The sequence below is a fragment of the Blastomonas sp. UPD001 genome, assembly GCF_003426715.1.
Lineage (GTDB): Bacteria > Pseudomonadota > Alphaproteobacteria > Sphingomonadales > Sphingomonadaceae > Blastomonas.
The window spans coordinates 2,044,510-2,065,085 of the sequence record NZ_QKVT01000001.1 but is presented as its reverse complement, the minus strand read 5'-3'; the positions used below and the strand labels follow the sequence as shown (position 1 = coordinate 2,065,085).

Genomic DNA, 20,576 nt, shown 5'->3' with positions numbered 1-20,576 from the left:
GTGCCGGTCTGGATGGTGGCGAAGCGGCCGATCAGCGAATCGACGCTCACTGCCGTGGTCTCGTCCTGCGGCATCACGCGCGCGAGCAGGCGCGATCCGGCACCGGTGAACGGCAGCGCGACGGCGGCGGCAACGGGTCCGGCGAGCCAGGCGCTGGCGAGGCTTCCGGTCAGCGCCTGCCAGAACTGCTGGCCGGCATAGCCGATCACGCCGAAGATCATCAGGAACAGCGCGAGCCACATCAGCAACGGCAATCGCCCCAGGCCGAGCAGCGACAGTAGCCCGTCGCTGGCCACGTCGCCCATATCATGGTCCGCATCGAAATCGCCCAGCCCTGCGACCTGCGCGCCGCCGATCAGCAGCATCAGCAGCAGCGCGGCGGCAAAAGGCGTGTTCTGGCTGGCGAGCAGGAAGTCGAGCATCGCGCCAGACTAGAGCGTTTTCCCATTGAGCGAAAACGTTCTTGTTCTTTGATGCTGCATTTTCCGAGCCGTTGACCGTAAACGGTCAACTTGAAAATGCTTTGGTCACTGGCTCTCGGCAACACCATCATATTTGAGTTCGAGATAACGCCCGCGGATCGCGAGCTTGTCGGCATCGCCCTCGGCAATCGTGCGGGTGGCGCTGGCGATTTCGCGCTCGATGACGCCAAGGCCATGGATCAACTGCTCGTCGGGGGTGCGCTCGCCGCGCTTCTCCTGGCGCATGCTCGCCGGGATCTTGCGATAGCCGGTGATGAGTTCGGGCAGATGCTCGCCCACCAGCTTGCGGATCTCGCGCGCGGGCTCGCTGTTCTCCTCGAGCGTCTGGAGCTGCGGCGCGAGCATGTCGAGCTGCACGCCGATCTGGTCGATCAGCGTCACCGCCGGCGCGGGCAGCGCGGGGCGCTGGCTCTCCAGCCAGATCTCGGTCTTGCCGGCGAGCACCTTCAAGGGCTCCTTGGCGAGCCGTTCGGGCGTCGGCACCTTGAGCTTCATGCCGCTGCCGAGCACCACGGTGGCGACCACCGCCGCGAGCACGGTGAGCAGCACGCCATAAAAGCCGATGCCGTCGATGATCGCGCCGACAATGCCCGCCGCCACCAGGATGACGCCGATGCTGATCGCGATCGCCGCGATCTTCTTCCACATATGCTCGCGCTTGAGCGCGCGCGACTTGCTGCCGATCGACGGCCCCATCTGGACGCGACGCTTGACCGCGGCGGCATCGGCGAGGATCTGGTCGGACTGGCTGGTCAGCGATTTGGACATGGGCAAGCCTGGTTCAAGCCTCCAGCGAGCTCAGCAGCGACGGGCCCGACGACGCGCCGCCGCCGCCCTGCGAGGCGCCCTCGGCGCGCGCGATATAGCCCTTGGACTTCTCGACTTCCTTGCTCAGCGTGTCGACCGTGGTCTTCATGCTGTCCAAGGCCTTGACCTTGAACGTATCGATATTGTCCATCGTGTCGTAGATGTTCTGGAAGGCGCGCTGCAGTGTCTCGACCGGGATGGTCGCCGAGGCTGCCTGTTCATGGATCTTGGCGGTCTGGTCCTTGAGCATCGTGCCGGTCGAATCGATGATGTTCGCGGTGGTGGTGTTCAAGGCCGTGATCTGGTCGAGCACCAGCTTCTGCCCGACCAGCGCCTGCGCGACGGTGACCGCGGTGCGCAGCGCGGCGACCGTGGTGGTGCTGGCGCGGTCGACGCCCTTGACCAGCTCGACATTGTTCTTCTTGACCAGATCGAGCGCGAGATAGCCCTGCACCGTCACCGCCATCTGCGTCAGCAGGTCCTGCGTGCGCTGGCGGACATAGAAGAGCGCGGTCTCCTTGATCGCCTTGGCCTTGGCCGGATCGGTCATCTCGAGCTCGGCGGCCTTGGCCTCGAGCCGCGCGTCGAGCGTCTTCGACACATGGATCATCTGCTCGAGCTTGCCCATCGCGGCCCACAGATTCTGCCGTTCGACATCGATCGCGGCATTGTCCATCAGCAGCTCGTCCTTGCCGCTCTGCAAGCTGGCGAGGATCGACTGGATGTGCCCCTGGCTCGACTTGTAGCTGTCGAAATAGTCGCGCATCTTGTTGCCGAAGGGGATGATGCCGAAGATCTTCTTGCGGGTGAACAGGTCGCCCTTCTTGCCGGGATCGAGATCCTCGACCGTGCGGCGCAGCTGCGCGAGGTTCGCGCCGACCGAATTGTCATTGTCCATCGCGCGCACGGGGCGATCGAGAAAGCGGTTCGACTGGCCCGCCGCGTCGGTGATCTCCTTGCGGCCCATATTGGTGATCTGGTCGACGCGCTTGCCGAACTCGGGCGAGTTGACGTCCTGCGCGACGAGATCGCTGATGAAGCCGTCGACCTTCTCGTCGAGCTTCGAGCGCACCTCTTCGGACACCGGGACCAGCCCGGTCGCCTCGGCCGCCGTGACCACGGGCACCGGATCGGGCGCCTCCAGCGTCAGTTTCTTGTCCGCAATCGCAGTCTGCGTCGCCATGGCCTGTCCAGCTCCCATTCCCGCCTGAACTCCAAAATGAGGGGAGTCCGGGCATCAGGCAAGTGATAAGTGTTACTGTGTTAAGATAACAATACAGCCGCAAAGCGCAAGGGCTTTGGCGCGCGACACGATCGGCGTTGGTGCCGCGCGCGCCCTGGCGGCGAAGCTAGACCCCGATGTCCCATAATGCGACACATGCTGCGGTCACCAGCGCGAAGACGAGCAGCAGCACGGCGATCTCGACGGGCCGGATGGCAAGCTTGCGGGCATGTTCCTGCTCGAACGCCGCGATGCGGTAGCGGATGGTCTCGTCGCTCTTGAGCAGGCCGATGTCGAGCACCGGCGCGGTGCGCAGATAGCGGACGATCTCCTCGCGTTCGGTGCTTCCGATATCGGGATAGCGCGCCAGCAGCTGCTTCATGCGCTTGCGCCGGGCTTCGGGATCGGGATGGGCGGCCGCCTTGGGCGACCGGGTTTCGGTATCGTTCATGGGATGGTTTTCCTGAGATCTTGATGCGCGCTCAGCCCTGGCCGAGCAGTTCGACCATGCGGCGGGCGGTTTCCTGTTCGGCGCGGACGATATGGCTGACGCCCAGCTGTTGCAGATGCTGGTACTCGTCCTCCGAATGCGCGCGCGCGACGACGGTCAGCGCCGGATTGAGCGTGCGTGCCCGCTGGTGGATCGCGCCTGCCTCATAGCCTTCAGGGATCGCGAGGATCAGCGCGGTGGCGCGCTCGATCCCGGCGCGTTCGAGCAATCCGGGTTCGATGGCATCGCCGCGCAGCGTGGTCATGCCTTCGACCTGCGCGCTCGCCAGCTTGTCCGGATTGTCCTCGATCACCACCAGGCTGCCGGGCCGCTGCTTCAGCGCGGCGGCGACATGGCGTCCCACGCGGCCATGGCCGATGACGATGATATGTCCCTGATCGGCTGGCGGGCCCGAGGCGGGCTCGTCGTCTGAAAAACGTTCGTGCATCCGCGTCACCCAGCCAAACAGGAAAGGGTTGAGGAAGATCGAGAGGATCGCGCCCGCCAGGATCAGGTCGCGCGCGTCCGCGGGCAGCACGCCCAGGCTGGTGCCCAGGCTCGCCAGGATGAACGAGAATTCGCCGATCTGCGCGAGGCTGCACGCGATGGTGAGGCTGGTCCGGTTCGATTTGCGGAACAGCCGCGCGATGGCATAGGCCGCGATCGACTTGCCGATCACGACGATCCCCAGCGTGGCGAGCAGCGGCAGCGGCTGTTCGACCAGCACGTAGGGGTTGAACAGCATGCCGACCGAGACGAAGAAAAGCACCGCAAACGCATCGCGCAGCGGCAGCGTCTCTTCCGCCGCGCGCCTGCTGAGCGAGGTTTCGCCCAGGATCATGCCCGCGAAGAACGCGCCCAGCGCAAAGCTCACCTCGAACACGAACGCCGCGCCAAAGGCGACGCCGAGCGCGATCGCGAGCACCGCGAGGCGGAAAAGCTCGCGCGATCCGGTATGCACCACCCAGTGCAGCACATGCGGGATGACCCGGCGGCCGATCACCAGCATGAACACCACGAAGCCTGCGACCTTGAACAAGGTTGCGGCCATCGGCTGGGCGATGGCCATCAGGTCTGCGCCTTCGGGATTGGTGGCGATGCGCGCAAGAGGGGGCAGCATCACCAGCGCCAGCACCATCACGATGTCCTCGACGATGAGCCAGCCGATCGCGATCTGCCCGCGTTCGGTCTCGACCAGACCCCGCACCTGAAGCGCGCGCAGCAGCACCACGGTGCTCGCGACCGACAGCGCGAGCCCGAAGATGAAGCCCGCGATCGGCGTCCAGCCCATCGCCCAGGACAGGCCCATGCCGAGCAAGGTGGCGGTGGCGATCTGGACCAGCGCGCCGGGAATGGCGATGTGCTTAACCGCCATCAGGTCGCGCAGCGAAAAGTGCAGGCCGACGCCGAACATCAGCAGGATGACGCCGATCTCGGCGAGTTCGTTGGCGAGCTTGCCATCGGCGACGAAGCCGGGGGTGAATGGGCCCACCAGGACACCGGCAAGCAGATAGCCGGCAATGGGAGATATCTTGAGCCGCTGGGCCAGCGCGCCCATCAGGAACGCGACGACCAGACCGGCAACGATGGTGCCGATCAGGGGAGTGGCATGATGCATGATCAGTCTCTCTTTGCGAGAGGGAGGGTCTCGGGCTGCGCCGCGGCCGGTGCCAGAGACACGGCGCGAAAGCTGCCCGGCGATCGGGCGCGACGAACGGATAAGGAGCAGGACGCCGATCCCCGCAGGATCAGCGCGCTGCTACCGTCAGACCGGTCGTCGCGGGATCAGGCGGTCAGCGGCGGCGATCGCGGCCGGGCTGGCCCAGGAATAGGCCGCAGCGGCATCGCCATCCCCGCCCGAGCCCAGCCGCAACCTGTCATGCGCGGGTTCGGCGACCGCGATCGCGTCGCCCTGCTGACGGCTGAGCGCGACCTGCGTGGTAGCAGGGTTGAACGCGGAGCCGACCTGCTGGCTGGCGGGCGTGGAGCCGGGCAGCAGCGCGCTGGCGAGCGCAATGAACAGCGCGATGATGATGACCCAGGCAGGACGCACGGCTGCGGCCACGGAGGCAGCGGCGGCATCGGGGCCTGTGGGGCGTGGCAGAGAGGTCATGCCCGGCCGATATAGGGAGCGGGTGCCGGGCGGTAAACCCGGCAAGGCCCGCATTGTCGGCTCAAGCCGCCAGCTGGTACGGCTGGATCTCGCCTGACAGGTACAGGTTGCGCGCCTTGGCGCGGCTCAGCTTGCCCGACGAGGTGCGCGGCAGCGTGCGCGGCGGCACCAGTTCGATCACGCAGTTCATGCCGGTGATCGAGCGCACCTTCTCGCGGATTTCGTCGCGCAGGCGGCGGCGCTCGGCCTCGTCGGTGGTGCGGCACTGCACCAGCACGGCGGGCGCCTCTTCCCCGGCGGGGGTGGTGATCGAGAAGGCGGCAATGTCGCCGGACTTGAAGCCGGGCAGCTGCTCCACCGCCCATTCGATATCCTGCGGCCAGTGGTTCTTGCCGTTGATGATGATCATGTCCTTGGCGCGGCCGACGATATAGAGATAGCCATCGACCATATAGCCCATGTCGCCGGTATCGAGCCAGCCATCGACCAGGCACGCATCGGTCGCCTCGGGATCGCGGAAATAGCTGTGCATGATCGACGGGCCGGCGGTCCAGACCTTGCCGATCTCGCGGTCGGGCAGCGCCCTGCCGTCGGCATCGCGAATCTCGATCGCCATGTCGCGGCACGCCTTGCCGCAATTGACGATCGAACGATAACGCTTGGGCTTGGAAGGATCGACCGGCGCGCCCGACAGGCGCTGTTCCTCGACCAGATCGACGACAATGCCCTCGCCCGGCGGCATCAGCGTGACGGCGAGCGTCGCTTCGGCGAGGCCATAGCTCGGCAGGAAGGCGCTCGCCTTGAAGCCGGCGGGCGCGAACGCGTTGACGAACGCCTGCATGACGTCGGGGCGGATCATGTCCGCGCCATTGCCCGCGAGCCGCCAGCGCGACAGGTCGAAACGCTCCTCGACGCGCGACTGGCTGCCGATGCGGCGCGCGCAGATGTCATAGCCGAAGGTCGGCGAATAGCTGCACGAGGTGCCGGGATTGCGGCTGATCAGGTCGAGCCACGCGAGGGGACGCCGCGCGAAATCCTCGGTCTTGAGATAATCGGTCGAGACCTGATTGGCGACCATCGAGAGCATGCAGCCGACCAGGCCCATGTCGTGATACCAGGGCAGCCACGAGATGCAGCGATCGGTTTCGCACACGTGCATGCCGTGCGAATGCGCGGCGAGGTTGCTCAGCAGCGCAGCGTGCGTGACCGCGACGCCATGCGGGAAGCGCGTCGATCCGCTCGAATATTGCAGATAGCAGATATCGTCCGGGCTGGCGCTCGGCAAATCGGCTTCGGGCGCGGCTTCGGTCGCGAAGCTCTCCCAGTCGATCCCTTCGACGCCGCAGCGCTTCGCCGCCTCGCATCCCATTTCGGCGAGCTCGGCGGGATAGAACAGGAATTTGGGGTCGCTGCTGCGCAGCTGGACGCTCAGCTGCTCGACATAGCTTTCCTTGCCGCCAAAGCTGGTGGGCAGCGGCAGCGGAACGGGCCAGGCGCCGGCATAGACCGCGCCGAAGAAAAGCGAGGCGAATTCCGCGCCGGTCTCGGCGACGATCGCGATGCGGTCCTCGGGCCTGACGCCGCGCGCGATCAGCCGCCGGGCATGGGCGAGCGCATCGCTGCGCAGCTCGCTAAAGGGATAGGGCCGCATCAGGGTGCCGCGCGGATCGTGGAAGTTGAACCCGCGCACGCCGTTCGCGGCATAATCGAGCGCGTCGCCCAACGTCGCGAAATCGGCGAACCGGCGCGGCAGCGCATCGGCGGTGGGAGTAGGCTGCAATTGCGTCATGCGTATAAACCCGTTGCTTTCCTCTGCGCGCGCCGGTGACCCGGTCTGTCGCGCCCGCATGGACCAGACCCGCTAGCGCCTGCCCATGCCGTGTTGGCCTGCACGGGAACGCCGTTCGGCATCCCCGCAAATTGCCCCATCTCGCCTCTAGCCGATGACAAGCGTTCTAAATTCGACCCGACTGTGGCACAAAAATGGCGCATGACCGCTCCCGATGATCGACGCAAGCGCGAAAAGCGCCCGCCAAAGCCGCTCGACGAGCGCGCGCTCAAGGATCTGGCGCTGCATTATCTCGGGCGTTTTGCGACCACGCGCGCACGGCTCATCCAGTATATGCAGCGCAAGGTGCGCGAGCGCGGATGGGCGGAGGAGCGCGCGCCCGATTACGACCAGCTGGCCGATCGCTGCGTGGAGCTGGGCTATGTCGACGATGCCGCGTTCGCCGCAATGAAGGGCGGCGCGCTGCTCAGGCGAGGCTATGGCGCGCGGCGGGTCGAGCAGGCGCTGGTCGCCGCCGGGGTCGGCGAGGCCGAGCGCGGCGAGGTGCGCGAGACCGCGAGCGATCAGGCGCTGAACGCCGCGATGGCCTTTGCCCGGCGCAAGCGGATCGGCCCGTTCGCCTCCGACCCCGCCGATCCCGACCGCAGGCGCAAGCAGCTCCAGGCCTTTATCCGCGCGGGCCATGATTTTGCACTCGCCCGCACGCTTGTTTTCGCCGATAGCATGGAGGAGATAGCGGGGCTGGACGAGCAATTCGGGAGAGACACATGGTGACGAGATTCTGCGGGGCGATGCTGGCGACGCTGGCGCTTGTGGCGTGCAACGCCTCTGCCCCCAGCGATGCGGTGGCGCAGCGTCCGGCTGCAGACACTGCCGCGCTGTCGCCCGCCGGGCTCGATCTCGTGCCGCTGACGATCAGGAGCGGCGCCAAGACGCACAAGTTCACCGTCGAGATGGCGCGCAGCTCGCAGGAACAGGCGCAGGGGCTGATGTTCCGCACCGAGCTTGCCCCCGATGCCGGCATGCTCTTCCCCTTCCCGACGCCGAAGCCCGCGAGCTTCTGGATGAAGAACACGGTGATCTCGCTCGACCTGCTGTTCATTCGCGCCGATGGCACCGTCGAGAGCATCGCCGCCAACGCCGTACCCTATTCGCTCGACCCGATCAGCTCGGGCGAGCCGGTCGCTGCGGTGCTGGAGATTACTGCGGGCCGCGCCGCCGAGCTCGGGATCAAGCCGGGCGATACCGTGACCTGGCGCGACAAGCGTTGAGGCACCGGTGGCAGCCGCGCGCAAACGGGGCATGATCGCTCGCCTGATCGCACTGGTTTTCAAGCTGATTTTCGGCTTTGTGGCGCTGTCGCTGCTGATGGTCGTGATCTATCGCTTCGTGCCGCCACCGACGACGATCACGATGCTGACCGACGCCAATGGCGCGACGCGCGACTGGACGCCGCTCGACCGGATCGACCGCAACATGGTCTCCGCCGCCATCGCCGCAGAGGACGGCAAGTTCTGCACGCATAACGGCTTCGATACCGAGGCGATCGAGGATGCGATGCGGCGCAACATGCAGGGCGGGCGCATCCGCGGCGGATCGACGATCAGCCAGCAGACCGCCAAGAACGTGTTCCTCTGGCAGAATGGCGGCTTCTTCCGCAAGGGGCTGGAGGCGTGGTTCACCGTGCTGATAGAGGCCGTGTGGGGCAAGCGCCGGATCATGGAGGTCTATCTCAACGTCGCCGAAACCGGCATCGGCACATATGGCGTCGAGGCGGGGGCGGAGCGCTATTTCGGCAAGGGCGCAGCCTCGCTCACGCGCGACCAGGCCGCGCGCATGGCCGCCGCGCTGCCCTTGCCCAAGAAGCGGTCGGTCAAGAATCCCAGCGGCTTCGTGCGCCGCTATGGCAACAACATCGCGCGCCGCATCCGCATCGTCCAGCGCGACGGACTGGATAGCTGCGCACGGCCCTGAGGCCGGGATTTTCCGCCCACATCATCGTCATTCCCGCGAAAGCGGGAATCCCGCTTCAACTCAAGGCTTTGTGCAAGAAGCGGGACCCCGTGAGTTCACGGAACAAGTGCAACACCTGCTAAGATGGTGTTTTCGCCCGGCGTACCTGTTCCGGCGCGGACCGTGCCCACCAGATCGGCATAGAAGCGGCCCGCCACTTCGGCGCTGCCCAGCACCACCGACCCGCAGCCCAGCAGGCCCGCGGCGACGGCACCGTGAAATGCCTCGGGCGCGGCAGCATAGGTCATGCGCGATGCGACCACGCTCGGTACCAGGCCATGTTCGGCAATGGCGGCCAGCACGGCATTGGCGAACAGCTTCTGTACCTCGCTCGGTTCCTCGCCCGTCACCAGCAGCCAGAAATAGCTGGTGAAGTCCATCTTGCCGATAATGTCCCCGCAAAGATCGCGTCCGCGGACGGTGATGCTGTGCGCGTCGGAGGTGCAGATCGAGGTGAACGGGGCGTCCTGCTTGCCAATGCGCATATGTGTTCCTGTTCCGCTGCGCGGCGCGCCCATACCGGGCCGCCGCAGGTTTTCGATTTACGAAGTTGATTTCGTATATCGAATTTTCTATGAGTGGCGATCAGGGAGATGTCAATATGGCCAAGCCGCTCGCCAATGTCACCGTGCTCGAAATGGGGACGTTCATCACCGGTCCCTGCGCTGGAATGATGCTTGCCGATCTGGGGGCCGATGTGATCAAGGTCGAGCGGCCTGATGGCGGCGACCCGTTCCGCGCATTTCGCGGCGGTTTCTACAGCCCGCATTTCCAGACCTATAACCGCAACAAGCGTTCGATCACGCTCGACACGCGCGGCGGACCCGACCTCGAGGCATTTGATCGCATGGTCGCCTCAGCCGATGTGTTCATCCAGAATTTCCGCCCCGGCGTCGCTGACAAGCTCAAGGTCGACCCCGAGCGGCTGCGCGCGATCAATCCGCGGCTGATCTACCTCTCGATCTCGGGCTTCGGCGCGACCGGGCCCGACCGCGACCGGCCCGCTTTCGATACCGTCGCCCAGGCCGCCAGCGGCTTTTTGCGGCTGCTGGTCAACCCCGCCAATCCGCGCGTCGTCGGGCCCGCACTGGCGGATGCGATTACCGGCTTCTACGGCGCGCAGGGCGTGCTGGCGGCGCTGCACGAGCGCGCCAGCACCGGCAAGGGCCGGCTGGTCGAAGTCTCGATGTTCGAGGCGATGGCGCATTTCAACCTCGACGATTTCACCCATTATTTCTCCGACGATCAGGTGATGGGCCCCTATAGCCGGCCCAATGTCTCGCAATCCTATGTCTTCCAGTGCCAGGGCGGCGAATGGATCGCTCTGCACATGTCATCGCCGCCCAAATTCTGGGAGAATCTGGCGATAGCGGTCGGCCAGCCCGGAATGCTGGAGCGGCCCGAATTTGCCAGCCGCGAGGCACGCATCGCCAATTACGAGAAAGTCGCCGCATTCCTCGCGCCGCTGTTCGCGGCGAAGTCCCGCGCCGAGTGGTGCGCGACGCTGGAGAAGCTCGAAGTCCCGCACTCGCCGGTCTACAGCGCGCCCGAAGTGATCGAGACACCCCAGGCGCAGCATCTGGGGCTGGTGCTCGAAGACCCCAATGGTCCGCACGGGCCTTTCCGCACCATCCGCTCGCCGCTCAGCTTCGATGGCGAGCGCGCGACCAGCGTCACCGCGCCGCCGGTGCTGGGCCAGCATAATGACGAGCTGCTGGGCGCGAACCCTGAAGCATCCGCAGCTGCGGAGTGAGGGCGCTCGCCGAAGGGGACGACATCACCTTGCCTGGGCCCGGGCAAGCGGCTAGCGCTGCTGTCATGGATGAGCCCGCCAAGCCCGGCAAGGACAGCGAATATCTTTCGACGCTCGAGCGCGGGCTCAAGGTGCTGCGCGCGTTCGATGCCACGCATCCTGAAATGCAGTTGAGCGAGGTTGCGCAGGTCACCGGGCTCAGCCCGGCGGTCGCACGGCGTTGCCTCAACACGCTGGTGCAGCTGGGCTATATCGCGCAGTTCGGGCGCAAGTTCCTGCTGCGTCCCGAGGTGCTGAGCTTCGGTACGGCTTATCTGTCGTCGATGAATGTCGAGCAGGTGGTGCTGCCGCCGCTGCAGAAACTGCGCGACGATACCGGCGACAGCTCGTCCATGGCGGTGCTGTCGGGGACCGACATCCTCTATGTCGCGCATGTCTCGACCAACCGCCGCATCCGGCTGGGCGCGAATGTCGGCACGCGCTTTCCCGTTCATGCGACTTCGCTGGGCAAGGTGCTGCTCGCCTTCCAGCCCGAGCCGGTGATCGCGCGCTACAGGACGACGGCAAGCCTGCAGCGCTTCACCGAGCGAACGGTGACAACCCCCGAGGGACTGGAGCAGCGGCTGCAGAGCGCGCGCGAGACCGGCTATGATTCGGCGCTCGACGAGCTCGATTACGGGATCGTCTCGGTCGCGGTGCCGGTGTTCGATGCCCAGCGCAACGCGATCGCCTCGATCAACTGCTCGACATCGACCACCCGGATCTCGCAGGACGAACTCGTCCGAACGCGACTCCCCCTGCTGCGCGAAGCGGCAGCGGAGATCGGCAATGCGCTGCAGCGCTGGCCGACGCTGATGCACTCGCTGCGACAGAACTGACCCCCTGCCCGCCCGCGGTCGGGCTCAGCGTCAAACGTAATCCCAGCGCATCGACACCGGCCTACCCCTTGCTGGGCAGCGGCCCGTTGCAGCCCCCGCCTCGTTTCGCCTGTCGATTATAAACTTCGCATATCGAACTTGACTTCGTTTTACGAACAATTTACCCGAGGCATAACCCGCCCGCAGAGCCCCTTGAGGGCCGGAAAAAGGAGGCGGCGGGAATCACTGGATGAGGGGAGCAGGTGCAATGCCCGCGATTTGGAACAAGGTGCTGCTGACAGGTTCGGTTTCCGCGCTGGCGCTTCTCGGTGTCACGCCTGCTGTCGCGCAGGAACAGGCCGCGCAAGAGGCCGGAGACGGCGAAATCGTGGTCACCGCGCTACGCCGCGATTCCACGCTGCAGGATACGCCCGCAGCCATCACCGCCTTCAACGCGGAGTCGATCGAGAATGCGGGCATCGACAAGGCCGCCGATTTCATCGGCCTCACCTCCAACGTCCAGTTGATCGAGACACAGAACGCCGGCAACGCGTTCGTCATCATTCGCGGGATCACCCAGAACCGCAATTCCGAGCCCTCGGTCGCCGTGGTGGTTGATGGAGTGCAGCAGGTCAATGCTGCCCAGTTCAGCCAGGAACTGTTCGATATCGAGCAGATCGAAATCCTGAAAGGACCGCAGGGCGGTCTGTACGGGCGCAACGCCATTGGCGGCGCGATCATCATCAACACCAAGCAGCCGAGCGACGAATTCGAGGGCCGGGTGTTCGCCGGGATCGACAACGGCTTCGGCTACACGCTGCGCGCGGGCATTTCCGGGCCGATCAGCGACACGCTGAAATTCCGCCTCTCGGGCTCGTACCGCGATACCGAGGGCTATATCCCGAACACCTTCCTCGGCGAGGATGCCGATCCGCTCGAGGATATCTCGCTGCGCGGCAAACTGCTGTGGACCCCGACCGATCAGCTCAGCGTCGACCTGCGCGCCTCGATGTCGCTGCTGCGCACCCAGGCGCTTTATTACAACATCGTCGCCGATGTGAACGACACCAGCCTGCCCGTGCGCGTCAACAATGCCGGGCAGAACGACCGCGACATCTATAACGTTTCGGCCAAGATCGACTACAAGGCCGATTGGGGATCGATCACCTCGGTGACGTCCTATGACACCTTGTCCGAAATCCTCACCGGCGACGCGTTCAACTTCCTGCCGATCCGCGAGTCGCTGTTCTTCGCCATTTTCGGCTTCGACCTCAACCAGAGCCAGTTCCTCAATGTCGAGGCGATCAGCCAGGATCTGCGCATCCAGTCGAACGACGACACCGCCTTCACCTGGTCGCTCGGCGGCTATTTCATCGACACCAATCGCTATATCTCGACCGGCAACATGGTCGATACCGGGCAAGGCGTGTTCCCGGTGTTCCGCACGCCCAGCACCGATCCGCGCAACCCGCAGGCGACCTTCCTGGCGGATGCGCAGAACAATTTCGCCTGGGCGATCTATGCCAATATCGGCTACGAGTTCTCGGACAGCTTCCGCGTCGATGCCTCGCTGAGATACGACAAGGACCGCCGCCGCAACCGCACGCTGACCCCGACCGCCTTCATCCCCGTCGTTCCCGGCTTCCCCACCGGACGCACCGGCGAGGTCCGCCGCGAGACCTTCGATGAATGGCAGCCCAAGGTCACGCTGACCTACAAGCCCGCCGAGAACGTCACGATCTATGGCGGCTACAGCCGCGGCTTCCGTTCGGGCGGCTTCAACCAGACCGGCGTCGGCGCGGTGGCCGCGGGCACGGGTGTGGTCGGCGTCGCGGATATCTACGAGGCCGAGGTCGCCGACACGTTCGAACTCGGCGTGAAGACGAACCTGTTCGATCGCATGCTGACGCTCAATGCCAGCGCCTATACCACCAAGTCGGAAAACGGCTATTTCTTCGTGTTCCTCGCCGCCAACTCGACGCAGAATCTGGGCAATGTCCCCGAGGTGCGGCTGCAGGGCTTCGAGATCGACGGCACGCTGCGCCCGGCGCGCGGATGGGACATCAATTTCGGCCTGGGCGTCACCTATAGCGAGATCAAGGAATTCCCCGACCCGACCGTGATCGGCAACGAGGCGCCGTTCATCTCGCGCTACACAGTGAACCTGGGCACGCAGTACGAGACCAATCTGGGCGACAGCGACCTCAAGGGCCGCATCCGCGTGGATTACAACCGCACCGGCAAGACATGGTTCGACGTGCCCAATTCGACCGTGCGCCGCCCGGTCGATCTGGTGAACGCGCGCCTGACGCTCGATGGCGGCGCGTGGTCGCTCACCGGCTTTGCCGACAATCTGTTCAACGAGAAATACAATGCCGAATTCTCGCCCGGCGGCTTCGTGTTCAAGGCCCGCCCGCGCGTCTACGGCATCGAGGCGCTCTACAAGTTCTGACGCTCAAACGACGGGAAAGCATCCATGGCACGCATCCTCATCCTCTATTATTCGGGCTATGGGCATACCGAGATCATGGCCGGCGCCGTGGCCGAGGGGGTGAATGCGGTCGAGGGTTGCGAGGCCGTGGTCAAGCGCGTGCCCGAACTGGTGCCCGACGCCGTCGCAGCGGGATCGGGCATGAAGGTCGATCAGGCCGCGCCCTTCGCCAGCCCCGATGAACTCGCCGATTATGACGGCATCATCTTCGGCACCCCGACCCGCTTCGGCAACATGGCCGCGCAGATGCGCAACTTTCTCGATCAGACCGGCGGCTTGTGGGCCAAGGGCGCGCTGATCGGCAAGCCCGCCAGCGTGTTCGTCTCCACCGCGAGCCAGCACGGCGGGCAGGAAACCACGATCACCTCGTTCCACACCACGTTGCTGCACCACGGCATGATCGTCATCGGCCTGCCCTACAGCTTCGCCGGGAACACCATCATGTCCGAGATCAGCGGCGGCACGCCCTATGGTGCGAGCACGATTGCCGGCGGCGACGGGTCGCGCCTGCCTTCCGAAAACGAACTTGCAGGCGCCCGCTTTCAGGGCGAGCATGTCGCCCGCATCACGCTGAAGCTGTCGGCCTGAGGGGGCTGCTGACCTGCGTGGACACAAGATGAGGAGGAAGCCATGAGCCAGCTAGTCAACCGCCTGCACCACACCGCTTATACCACCCGCGATCTCGAGGCGACCCGCGCCTTCTACGAGGACGTGCTAGGCTTCCCGCTGGTCGCGACCTATTGCGAGAAGGACGAGCTGTTCGGCAAGGAGCGTACCTATTGCCACTGCTTCTTCGCGATGAAGGACGGCAGCGCGCTCGCCTTCTTCCAGTTCGCCAACGAGGATGATCAGACCGAGTTCAGCCCGCCGATTCCGGAATCGCCCTTCCATCACATCGCGCTGCATGTCGATCACGACGCGCAGGCCGAACTCGAGCGCCGCATCGCCGCTGCCGGGATCGTCGAGCCGCAGACCTATATCCTCGAGCACGGCTATTGCCGGTCGGTCTATGTCAAGGACCCCAATGGCATGATCATCGAGTTTACCTGCGACGCGCCCGAGGCGCTGGCGATCGAGGATCAGGTCCGCGCCAAGGCGCGCAGCGAGCTCGCGCGCTGGCTGGCCGGCGATCACAGCAACAACAACACGTTCCGCAGCGCAGAAGCAGCCTGATCCATGGGTGGCCCGGTGTGCAGGCTGGGCCATAGCCATGTCCTGACGCCGCCTGAGCCGCGCCTGGGCGGTACGACATCCTGGCTCGAGGTCGATGGCGGCCATCTCGCGGTCGAGCGGGTGGGCCGCGGTCCGGCGGTGGTGCTGCTGCACGGCTGGACGCTCGACCGCCGGATGTGGACGATGCAGGCGCGCGCGCTCGCGAACCGCTTCACCCTGATCGCGATCGACCGGCGCGGCTTCGGCCAGTCGAACGCAGCACCGGACCGGCTGCGCGAAACCGATGATCTTGCCCGGCTGGCCGACCGTCTGGAGCTCGCCTCGTTCCATCTGGTCGGCATGTCGCAGGCAGGCGCCACGGCGATCGCCTATGCCCAGCAGCATCGCGATCGGGTCATCACGCTGGTGCTGCAAGGCATTTCGCTGGCTGAAATACCCGACCATGCCAATGCGTCGGATCGTATTCCGCTCTCGGATTATGCCGAGCTGGTGCGGCAGGGCATGCTCGCATCGATGAAGCGGCACTGGGCGCAGCATCCGCTGATGACCGGCCTGGTCGGCGAGGCCGCTGAGATCAGCGCGGCCATGCTTGCCGATTATGATGGCCGGGACCTGATCGCAGGACCTGCCGGTCCATCGGCGCGGCTCGACGCGGTGGCGACGCTCTGCATGCCGGTGCTGGGCATGACCGGATGCCAGGACACGCCTTGGCGACGCGACGTGACCGCAGCCATCGCCCGCACCGCGCCCTTTGGCCAGGCGCGCTTCATCCGCGAGGCCGGGCACATGTGCAATCTGTCGCACCCGGTGGAATTCAACGCCGCGCTCGCCGCCTTTCTGAACCGGCCCCTGCAGCCGGTCCCCGACGCCACCAACGATTGATCCGCTGGAGTATTTGCCGATGTCCGCGCCTGACCGCTTCCTCACCACCCATGTCGGCAGCCTGCCCAGGCCCGAAGCCCTGCTCGACCTTGTCTTTGCCCGCGAGGGTGGCGAGCCCGTATCAGAGGCGGATTTCGATGCCGCGGTCGAGCAGGCGACCGCCTATGTCATCAAGCGCCAGATCGAGGCGGGAGTGAGCATCGTCAACGACGGCGAGCAGTCCAAGCCGAGCTATGCCACCTATATCAAGCACCGTCTCTCAGGCTTTGGCGGCGAGGCGGGCCAGTACGAGTTTGCCGATCTGGAGGCCTTTCCCGGCGCAAAGGCGCAGGTGTTCGGCAACAAGGGCCGCGCGAAGCGCTCCGCCCCGGCCTGCACCGCGCCGATCACGGTCATCGACATGGAAGCGCCGCGCATCGACGCCGAGCGGCTTAACCGCCTGGCGAACGGCCATCTGACCTTCATGTCGGCCGCCTCGCCCGGCGTCACCGCGCTGTTCTTTCCCAACCAATATTATGCCAGCGACGAGGAATATGTCTTCGCGCTCGCCGAAGGCCTGCGGCACGAGTACGAGACCATCGCCGCGGCGGGGATCACCCTGCAGGTCGATTGCCCCGATCTCGCCATGGGTCGTCACGTACAGTTCACCGATCTCAGCCTCGAGGATTTCCGCAAGCGCATCGGCATGAATGTTGCCGCGCTCAACCATGCGCTGCGGAACATCGCGCCCGAACAGTTGCGCATGCACCTGTGCTGGGGCAATTATCCCGGGCCGCACCATTGCGACGTGGCGCTGGGCGAGATCGCCGATATCGTCTGGACCGCACGGCCGCAGACGGTGCTGCTCGAAGGCGCAAACCCGCGTCACGCGCACGAATTCGCGTTCTTCGAGGCGCATCCGCTGCCCGAAGGCAAGGTGCTGTGCCCCGGAATGGTAGAGCCGCAAAGCCCCTATATCGAGCATCCCGAGCTCATCGCGCAACGCATCGGCCGCTATGCCGATCTCCTGGGCCGCGAACGCGTGATGGCCGGCGTCGATTGCGGCTTTTCGGTCCATGCCGGCAGCAACAGCCTCGATCCGGAAATCGTCTGGGCCAAGCTCGCCGCGCTGGCGGAAGGCGCAGCAATCGCGACGGCTCGCTATTGGTAGACACAAACGGCCCGCTCGTCACGATCGACGGCGGCGTCTTCCGGCCAGCACCGGCTCGATCACGACGGCACCGCTCTGCCGCGCCGGGCAATGCCCCAGGCGCGGCCGAGCTGCGGACGCCAGGCCCTGATCAGTTGCGCTTGCGGCTGGTGCGCAAGGCGCTCATCGATCCGGTGTACCGCGTGCCGACCATGTAGCTGCCGATCGCCGCCGCCGGGCCGCCGCGCGCATTGTCGGGGCGCGGCTGGACCGCAGCGAGATCGATCGGAGCCACGCCAACGGCCTGAAGGGCGAGGTTCAACGCCGCAGCATCGCCCGCCTTCAGCGCGGCAAATCCTGCCTCGACCTCGGCAAGCTCCTTCTCGAGCGCATCGACCCGCGCCAGCGCATAGCTGGTCGGTCGCGCCTCGGTCGCGGTGATCGCGCCATAGGCCATGTCCATATTCTCGCGCAGGCGTTCCTCGCCCGTGATCGCCCCGCCCTCGGTGGTGGCGACGACCTGCTTGCGCAGCGCGTCGGCCTTGTCGACCAGCGCCCGCGCCTTGGCCTTGTTTGCAGCCGAGGTCGATTCATTGTCGGCGACGGCCTGCGCCTGCGATTTCACCGCGTTCAGACCGGCAGTCAGCGCGCTCATCCGCACGAACAGGCCCTTCACGCGTTCGGCCGCGTCATATTGCGCCTGGCGATCGGCCGTCGTGAACTTGGCGCGCTTGTCCAGCCCGACCACCAGCGGCATCTCGGTGACCTTGCCGGCCTTGGTCAGCCGGACCGTATAGGTCCCCGGCATCACGCGCTGGCCCTGGGTCGAGGCGAAGGCCAGCGAAGCGGCGGGCGGCACCTGCGGCGGCTTGGTACGCATCGACCAGACCACGCGGTTGAGCCCCTTGCGCTTCGATGTCGGCAGCTCGTCGATCACCTTTCCACTGGGATCGACGATCTCCAGCTTCATCCGCCCCAGCACGTGCCGGGCCTTCTGGTAATAGGTGATGACCGCGCCATCGACCGGGTTCTGGCCGACATAAGTCGCATCGCCCTCGGGCCAGCCGCCATTGCCGCGGATCCGCTGCTGCACGGGTTCCGACCGGATCAGCGTCACGTCGCTGGCCAAGACGTCAGGGTTCAACGCCCGCACCGGGCTGATGTCGTCGATGATCCAGATGCCGCGGCCGTGCGTGGCCAGCACCAGGTCATCGCCCTGCGCCGCCACGGCGATGTCGCGCACCGCCACCGCAGGGAAGTTGCCGGGCCGGAACTCCTCCCAGTTCGCGCCCCGGTCGCGCGAAATGAACAGCCCGAATTCGGTGCCGACGAAGAGGATGTCGGGGCTCAGCCGGTCTTCCTTGACGACATGGGCATAGCCGCGCACGCCCGGCGTGGCAGGACCGACCAGCCGGGTCCAGCTCTTGCCGTAATCGGCGGTCTTCAGGATATAGGGCGCCATGTCGCCGAAGCTGTGCCGATCGACCGCGACATAGGCCACCGCCGGGTCATGCCGGCTGGCCTCGACCCAGGCGATGCTGACATCGGGGCCGAGCTTCATCGCCTTGCCGACAATGGCCCAGTTCTGGCCGCCGTCGCGCGTCAGCTGGACATTGCCGTCATCGGTGCCGACCCAGATCTGCCCCGCCGTCAGCGGGCTTTCCGAGATCGAATAGATGGTCGTGTGCATTTCCGCCGACGAGTTGTCGACGGTGATGCCGCCCGACTTTTCCTGCTGCTGGCGTGCCGGATTGTTGGTGGTGAGATCGGGCGAGATCCGGTCCCAGGTCGTGCCGTGATCGCGCGTGCGGAACAGGAACTGGCTGCCGATATAGATCGTGCCCTTTTCGTGCGGCGACAAGGCGATCGGGGTGTTCCAGTTGAACCGCAGCTTTTCCTTGTAGCCGCCCTTGGGCTGGATATCGCGCGATTCGAGCGTCTTGCGGTTGATCCGCGCGATATTGCCGCCCTGATATTCGGCATAGACATAATCGGGGTCCGCGGGATCGGGGAACACCCAGAAGCCATCGCCGCCGTACAGATTCTCCCAGCGGCTGTTGGTGATCCCACCCGGATATTCGCTGTCGCCCACCCAGCTCGAATTGTCCTGCAACCCGCCATAGACCTGATAGGGGTCCTTGTCGTCGATGCTGACATGATAGAACTGGCTGATCGGCAGGTTGAAGCTCTTCACCCATTTGCTGCCGCCGTCATGGCTGATCCACAGACCGCCATCGTCGCCGCCGATGATATGCTTGGTATTGGTCGGGTTGATCCAGATGTCGTGCCAGTCGCCATGGCTGCCGCCCGATGCATTGGCGAAGCTCTTGCCGCCATCGTCGGACACGATCATGTTCAGGTTCATCTTGAACAGCCGGTTGGCGTCCTTGGGATCGGGCACGATCTTGCTGAAATAGAACGGCCGCCAGACCATGTTGCGGCTGCGGTCGCGCTCCTCGAAGCTCTTGCCGCCATCTTCGGACACGAACAGCGCCGAGCGCTCGCTTTCGATAAAGGCATAGACGCGGTTCGGGTCCGCGGGCGAGAACACCGCCTCGATCCGCCCCCAGGGCCCCTTGGGCAGGCCTTTGGTGGTGCTGGCATCCATCGCTTCCCACGTCCGCCCGCCATCGTTCGACATCTTCATGGCGCTGCCCGAAGCCACATCCGGGCCCTCTCCGCCAGACCGGAAGGTCCAGCCCTTGCGGCGGAAATCCCACAGCCCCGCCATCACCCGATCGGGATTGGCCGGATCGAGCGCGACCGACGAGCAGCCGGTCGACAGGTTGCTGCCTTTCAGGATCTGCGTCCAGGTGACGCCGCCATCGGTGGTCTTGTAGAGGCCGCGATCCGGGCTGTCCGACCAGAGCGCGCCGGGCGCGCAGACATAGACGATGTCGCTGTTGGTCGGATGGACGACGATCTTGGTGATCCGCTCGGTCTTGGGCAGGCCCATCCGCGTCCAGTTGTCGCCGCCATCGGTCGACTTGTAGACGCCGTCGCCGATCGACACCGAATTGCGCGTCCAGCTCTCGCCGGTGCCGACCCAGATGGTGTTTGGGTTCGACGGGTCGATCGTCACCGCGCCGATCGACTGGACCGGCTGCTTGTCGAAGATCGGACGGAAGGTGGTGCCGCCGTCCTCGGACTTCCAGACGCCGCCCGATGCCGCGCCGACATAGAGCGTGACCTTGCCGTCCTTGCCCTGCACGGCGTCGATCGCGGCGATGCGGCCCGACATCTCGGCCGAACCAATATTGCGGATGCCGAGCCCCGAGATCCCGGATGCCGCGGGGGCTGCCGGGGCTTGCTGGGCATGGGCCGGAGCGGAAAGAGCCAGCATGGTGCTGGCGAGAAAAAGGGTGCGGCGCATCG

At 65.5% G+C, this 20,576-nt stretch carries 19 protein-coding genes; 10 read left to right on the top strand and 9 right to left on the bottom strand.

The features are described from left to right. The 7 genes from DM995_RS22295 to DM995_RS10430 form a co-directional block, all read right to left on the bottom strand. On the bottom strand, window positions 1–422 hold a 422-nt coding region (locus DM995_RS22295), incomplete at its 3' end, for an OB-fold-containig protein (RefSeq protein ID WP_232824301.1). A gap of 105 nt (window positions 423–527) precedes the next feature. Further along, complete coding sequence (locus tag DM995_RS10455) at window positions 528–1,250, bottom strand: hypothetical protein (protein ID WP_023838765.1); 723 nt, start codon at window positions 1,248–1,250, stop codon at window positions 528–530. A 13-nt stretch (window positions 1,251–1,263) separates the two neighbouring features. Then, the gene (locus tag DM995_RS10450; protein ID WP_023838766.1) at window positions 1,264–2,472 is read right to left on the bottom strand and encodes a toxic anion resistance protein; all 1,209 of its coding nucleotides are present in this window, start codon (window positions 2,470–2,472) and stop codon (window positions 1,264–1,266) included. Window positions 2,473–2,638: 166 nt separating this feature from the next. Next, window positions 2,639–2,962, bottom strand: coding sequence for a hypothetical protein (locus tag DM995_RS10445; protein ID WP_116969387.1), 324 nt, complete (start codon window positions 2,960–2,962; stop codon window positions 2,639–2,641). A 31-nt stretch (window positions 2,963–2,993) separates the two neighbouring features. Continuing rightward, window positions 2,994–4,619 (bottom strand): cation:proton antiporter domain-containing protein, encoded by a 1,626-nt coding sequence (locus tag DM995_RS10440; protein WP_116969386.1) that lies wholly within the window; start codon window positions 4,617–4,619, stop codon window positions 2,994–2,996. Window positions 4,620–4,766: 147 nt separating this feature from the next. Then, window positions 4,767–5,066, bottom strand: coding sequence for a hypothetical protein (locus tag DM995_RS10435; RefSeq protein WP_116969385.1), 300 nt, complete (start codon window positions 5,064–5,066; stop codon window positions 4,767–4,769). 109 nt (window positions 5,067–5,175) lie between these two features. Next, the gene (locus tag DM995_RS10430) at window positions 5,176–6,903 is read right to left on the bottom strand and encodes a fatty acyl-AMP ligase (RefSeq protein WP_116969384.1); all 1,728 of its coding nucleotides are present in this window, start codon (window positions 6,901–6,903) and stop codon (window positions 5,176–5,178) included. A 201-nt stretch (window positions 6,904–7,104) separates the two neighbouring features. Here DM995_RS10430 and DM995_RS10425 point away from each other — a divergent pair, with 201 nt between their 5' ends. From DM995_RS10425 to mtgA, 3 genes are read left to right on the top strand one after another with little or no spacing between them, the layout of a single operon-like run. After that, window positions 7,105–7,677 (top strand): regulatory protein RecX, encoded by a 573-nt coding sequence (locus DM995_RS10425; RefSeq protein WP_116969383.1) that lies wholly within the window; start codon window positions 7,105–7,107, stop codon window positions 7,675–7,677. Then, on the top strand, window positions 7,671–8,174 hold the full coding sequence (locus DM995_RS10420) for a DUF192 domain-containing protein (RefSeq protein ID WP_116969382.1): 504 nt from the start codon (window positions 7,671–7,673) through the stop codon (window positions 8,172–8,174). The genes DM995_RS10425 and DM995_RS10420 overlap by 7 nt, the downstream gene beginning before the upstream one ends. A 31-nt stretch (window positions 8,175–8,205) precedes the next feature. Then, entirely contained in the window at window positions 8,206–8,877 is a 672-nt protein-coding gene (gene mtgA / locus DM995_RS10415; protein ID WP_116970418.1) for a monofunctional biosynthetic peptidoglycan transglycosylase, read from the top strand. A gap of 95 nt (window positions 8,878–8,972) precedes the next feature. On the opposite strand, the gene DM995_RS10410 is transcribed toward mtgA, so the two are convergent. After that, the gene (locus tag DM995_RS10410) at window positions 8,973–9,401 is read right to left on the bottom strand and encodes a citrate synthase family protein (protein WP_232824299.1); all 429 of its coding nucleotides are present in this window, start codon (window positions 9,399–9,401) and stop codon (window positions 8,973–8,975) included. A gap of 116 nt (window positions 9,402–9,517) precedes the next feature. Between DM995_RS10410 and DM995_RS10405 the strand changes: the two genes are divergently transcribed. The 7 genes from DM995_RS10405 to DM995_RS10375 all read left to right on the top strand — a co-directional run bounded on the left by DM995_RS10405 (window position 9,518) and on the right by DM995_RS10375 (window position 17,222). Then, complete coding sequence (locus DM995_RS10405) at window positions 9,518–10,669, top strand: CaiB/BaiF CoA transferase family protein (RefSeq protein WP_116970417.1); 1,152 nt, start codon at window positions 9,518–9,520, stop codon at window positions 10,667–10,669. Between the two features lie 65 nt (window positions 10,670–10,734). Beyond that, window positions 10,735–11,547, top strand: coding sequence for an IclR family transcriptional regulator (locus tag DM995_RS10400; protein ID WP_116969381.1), 813 nt, complete (start codon window positions 10,735–10,737; stop codon window positions 11,545–11,547). Window positions 11,548–11,794: 247 nt separating this feature from the next. Next, a complete protein-coding gene (locus tag DM995_RS10395) occupies window positions 11,795–13,978 on the top strand; it encodes a TonB-dependent receptor (protein WP_198669321.1) in 2,184 nt (727 codons plus the stop codon). 24 nt (window positions 13,979–14,002) lie between these two features. Next, window positions 14,003–14,605 (top strand): NAD(P)H:quinone oxidoreductase, encoded by a 603-nt coding sequence (gene wrbA, locus DM995_RS10390; RefSeq protein WP_116969379.1) that lies wholly within the window; start codon window positions 14,003–14,005, stop codon window positions 14,603–14,605. A 42-nt stretch (window positions 14,606–14,647) separates the two neighbouring features. Further along, window positions 14,648–15,190, top strand: coding sequence for a VOC family protein (locus tag DM995_RS10385; RefSeq protein ID WP_116969378.1), 543 nt, complete (start codon window positions 14,648–14,650; stop codon window positions 15,188–15,190). Between the two features lie 3 nt (window positions 15,191–15,193). Then, window positions 15,194–16,072, top strand: a complete 879-nt coding sequence (locus DM995_RS10380) for an alpha/beta fold hydrolase (protein WP_116969377.1) — start codon at window positions 15,194–15,196, stop codon at window positions 16,070–16,072. 19 nt (window positions 16,073–16,091) lie between these two features. Then, window positions 16,092–17,222 carry a cobalamin-independent methionine synthase II family protein gene (locus tag DM995_RS10375; RefSeq protein WP_116969376.1) on the top strand — a complete coding sequence of 377 codons (1,131 nt, stop codon included), beginning with the start codon at window positions 16,092–16,094 and terminating at the stop codon, window positions 17,220–17,222. A 130-nt stretch (window positions 17,223–17,352) separates the two neighbouring features. Here DM995_RS10375 and DM995_RS10370 read toward each other — a convergent pair whose 3' ends face one another. Beyond that, entirely contained in the window at window positions 17,353–20,574 is a 3,222-nt protein-coding gene (locus DM995_RS10370; RefSeq protein ID WP_116969375.1) for a WD40/YVTN/BNR-like repeat-containing protein, read from the bottom strand. Window positions 20,575–20,576 lie beyond the last annotated feature (2 nt).

Coding starts and splice junctions, on each gene's coding strand:
- DM995_RS10455 (WP_023838765.1), bottom strand. CDS start 1,250: ATGTCCAAATCGCTGACCAGCCAGTCCGACCAGATCCTCGCCGATGCC.
- DM995_RS10450 (WP_023838766.1), bottom strand. CDS start 2,472: ATGGCGACGCAGACTGCGATTGCGGACAAGAAACTGACGCTGGAGGCG.
- DM995_RS10445 (WP_116969387.1), bottom strand. CDS start 2,962: ATGAACGATACCGAAACCCGGTCGCCCAAGGCGGCCGCCCATCCCGAT.
- DM995_RS10440 (WP_116969386.1), bottom strand. CDS start 4,619: ATGCATCATGCCACTCCCCTGATCGGCACCATCGTTGCCGGTCTGGTC.
- DM995_RS10430 (WP_116969384.1), bottom strand. CDS start 6,903: ATGACGCAATTGCAGCCTACTCCCACCGCCGATGCGCTGCCGCGCCGG.
- DM995_RS10425 (WP_116969383.1), top strand. CDS start 7,105: ATGACCGCTCCCGATGATCGACGCAAGCGCGAAAAGCGCCCGCCAAAG.
- DM995_RS10420 (WP_116969382.1), top strand. CDS start 7,671: ATGGTGACGAGATTCTGCGGGGCGATGCTGGCGACGCTGGCGCTTGTG.
- mtgA (WP_116970418.1), top strand. CDS start 8,206: ATGATCGCTCGCCTGATCGCACTGGTTTTCAAGCTGATTTTCGGCTTT.
- DM995_RS10410 (WP_232824299.1), bottom strand. CDS start 9,401: ATGCGCATTGGCAAGCAGGACGCCCCGTTCACCTCGATCTGCACCTCC.
- DM995_RS10405 (WP_116970417.1), top strand. CDS start 9,518: ATGGCCAAGCCGCTCGCCAATGTCACCGTGCTCGAAATGGGGACGTTC.
- DM995_RS10400 (WP_116969381.1), top strand. CDS start 10,735: ATGGATGAGCCCGCCAAGCCCGGCAAGGACAGCGAATATCTTTCGACG.
- DM995_RS10395 (WP_198669321.1), top strand. CDS start 11,795: ATGCCCGCGATTTGGAACAAGGTGCTGCTGACAGGTTCGGTTTCCGCG.
- wrbA (WP_116969379.1), top strand. CDS start 14,003: ATGGCACGCATCCTCATCCTCTATTATTCGGGCTATGGGCATACCGAG.
- DM995_RS10385 (WP_116969378.1), top strand. CDS start 14,648: ATGAGCCAGCTAGTCAACCGCCTGCACCACACCGCTTATACCACCCGC.
- DM995_RS10380 (WP_116969377.1), top strand. CDS start 15,194: ATGGGTGGCCCGGTGTGCAGGCTGGGCCATAGCCATGTCCTGACGCCG.
- DM995_RS10375 (WP_116969376.1), top strand. CDS start 16,092: ATGTCCGCGCCTGACCGCTTCCTCACCACCCATGTCGGCAGCCTGCCC.
- DM995_RS10370 (WP_116969375.1), bottom strand. CDS start 20,574: ATGCGCCGCACCCTTTTTCTCGCCAGCACCATGCTGGCTCTTTCCGCT.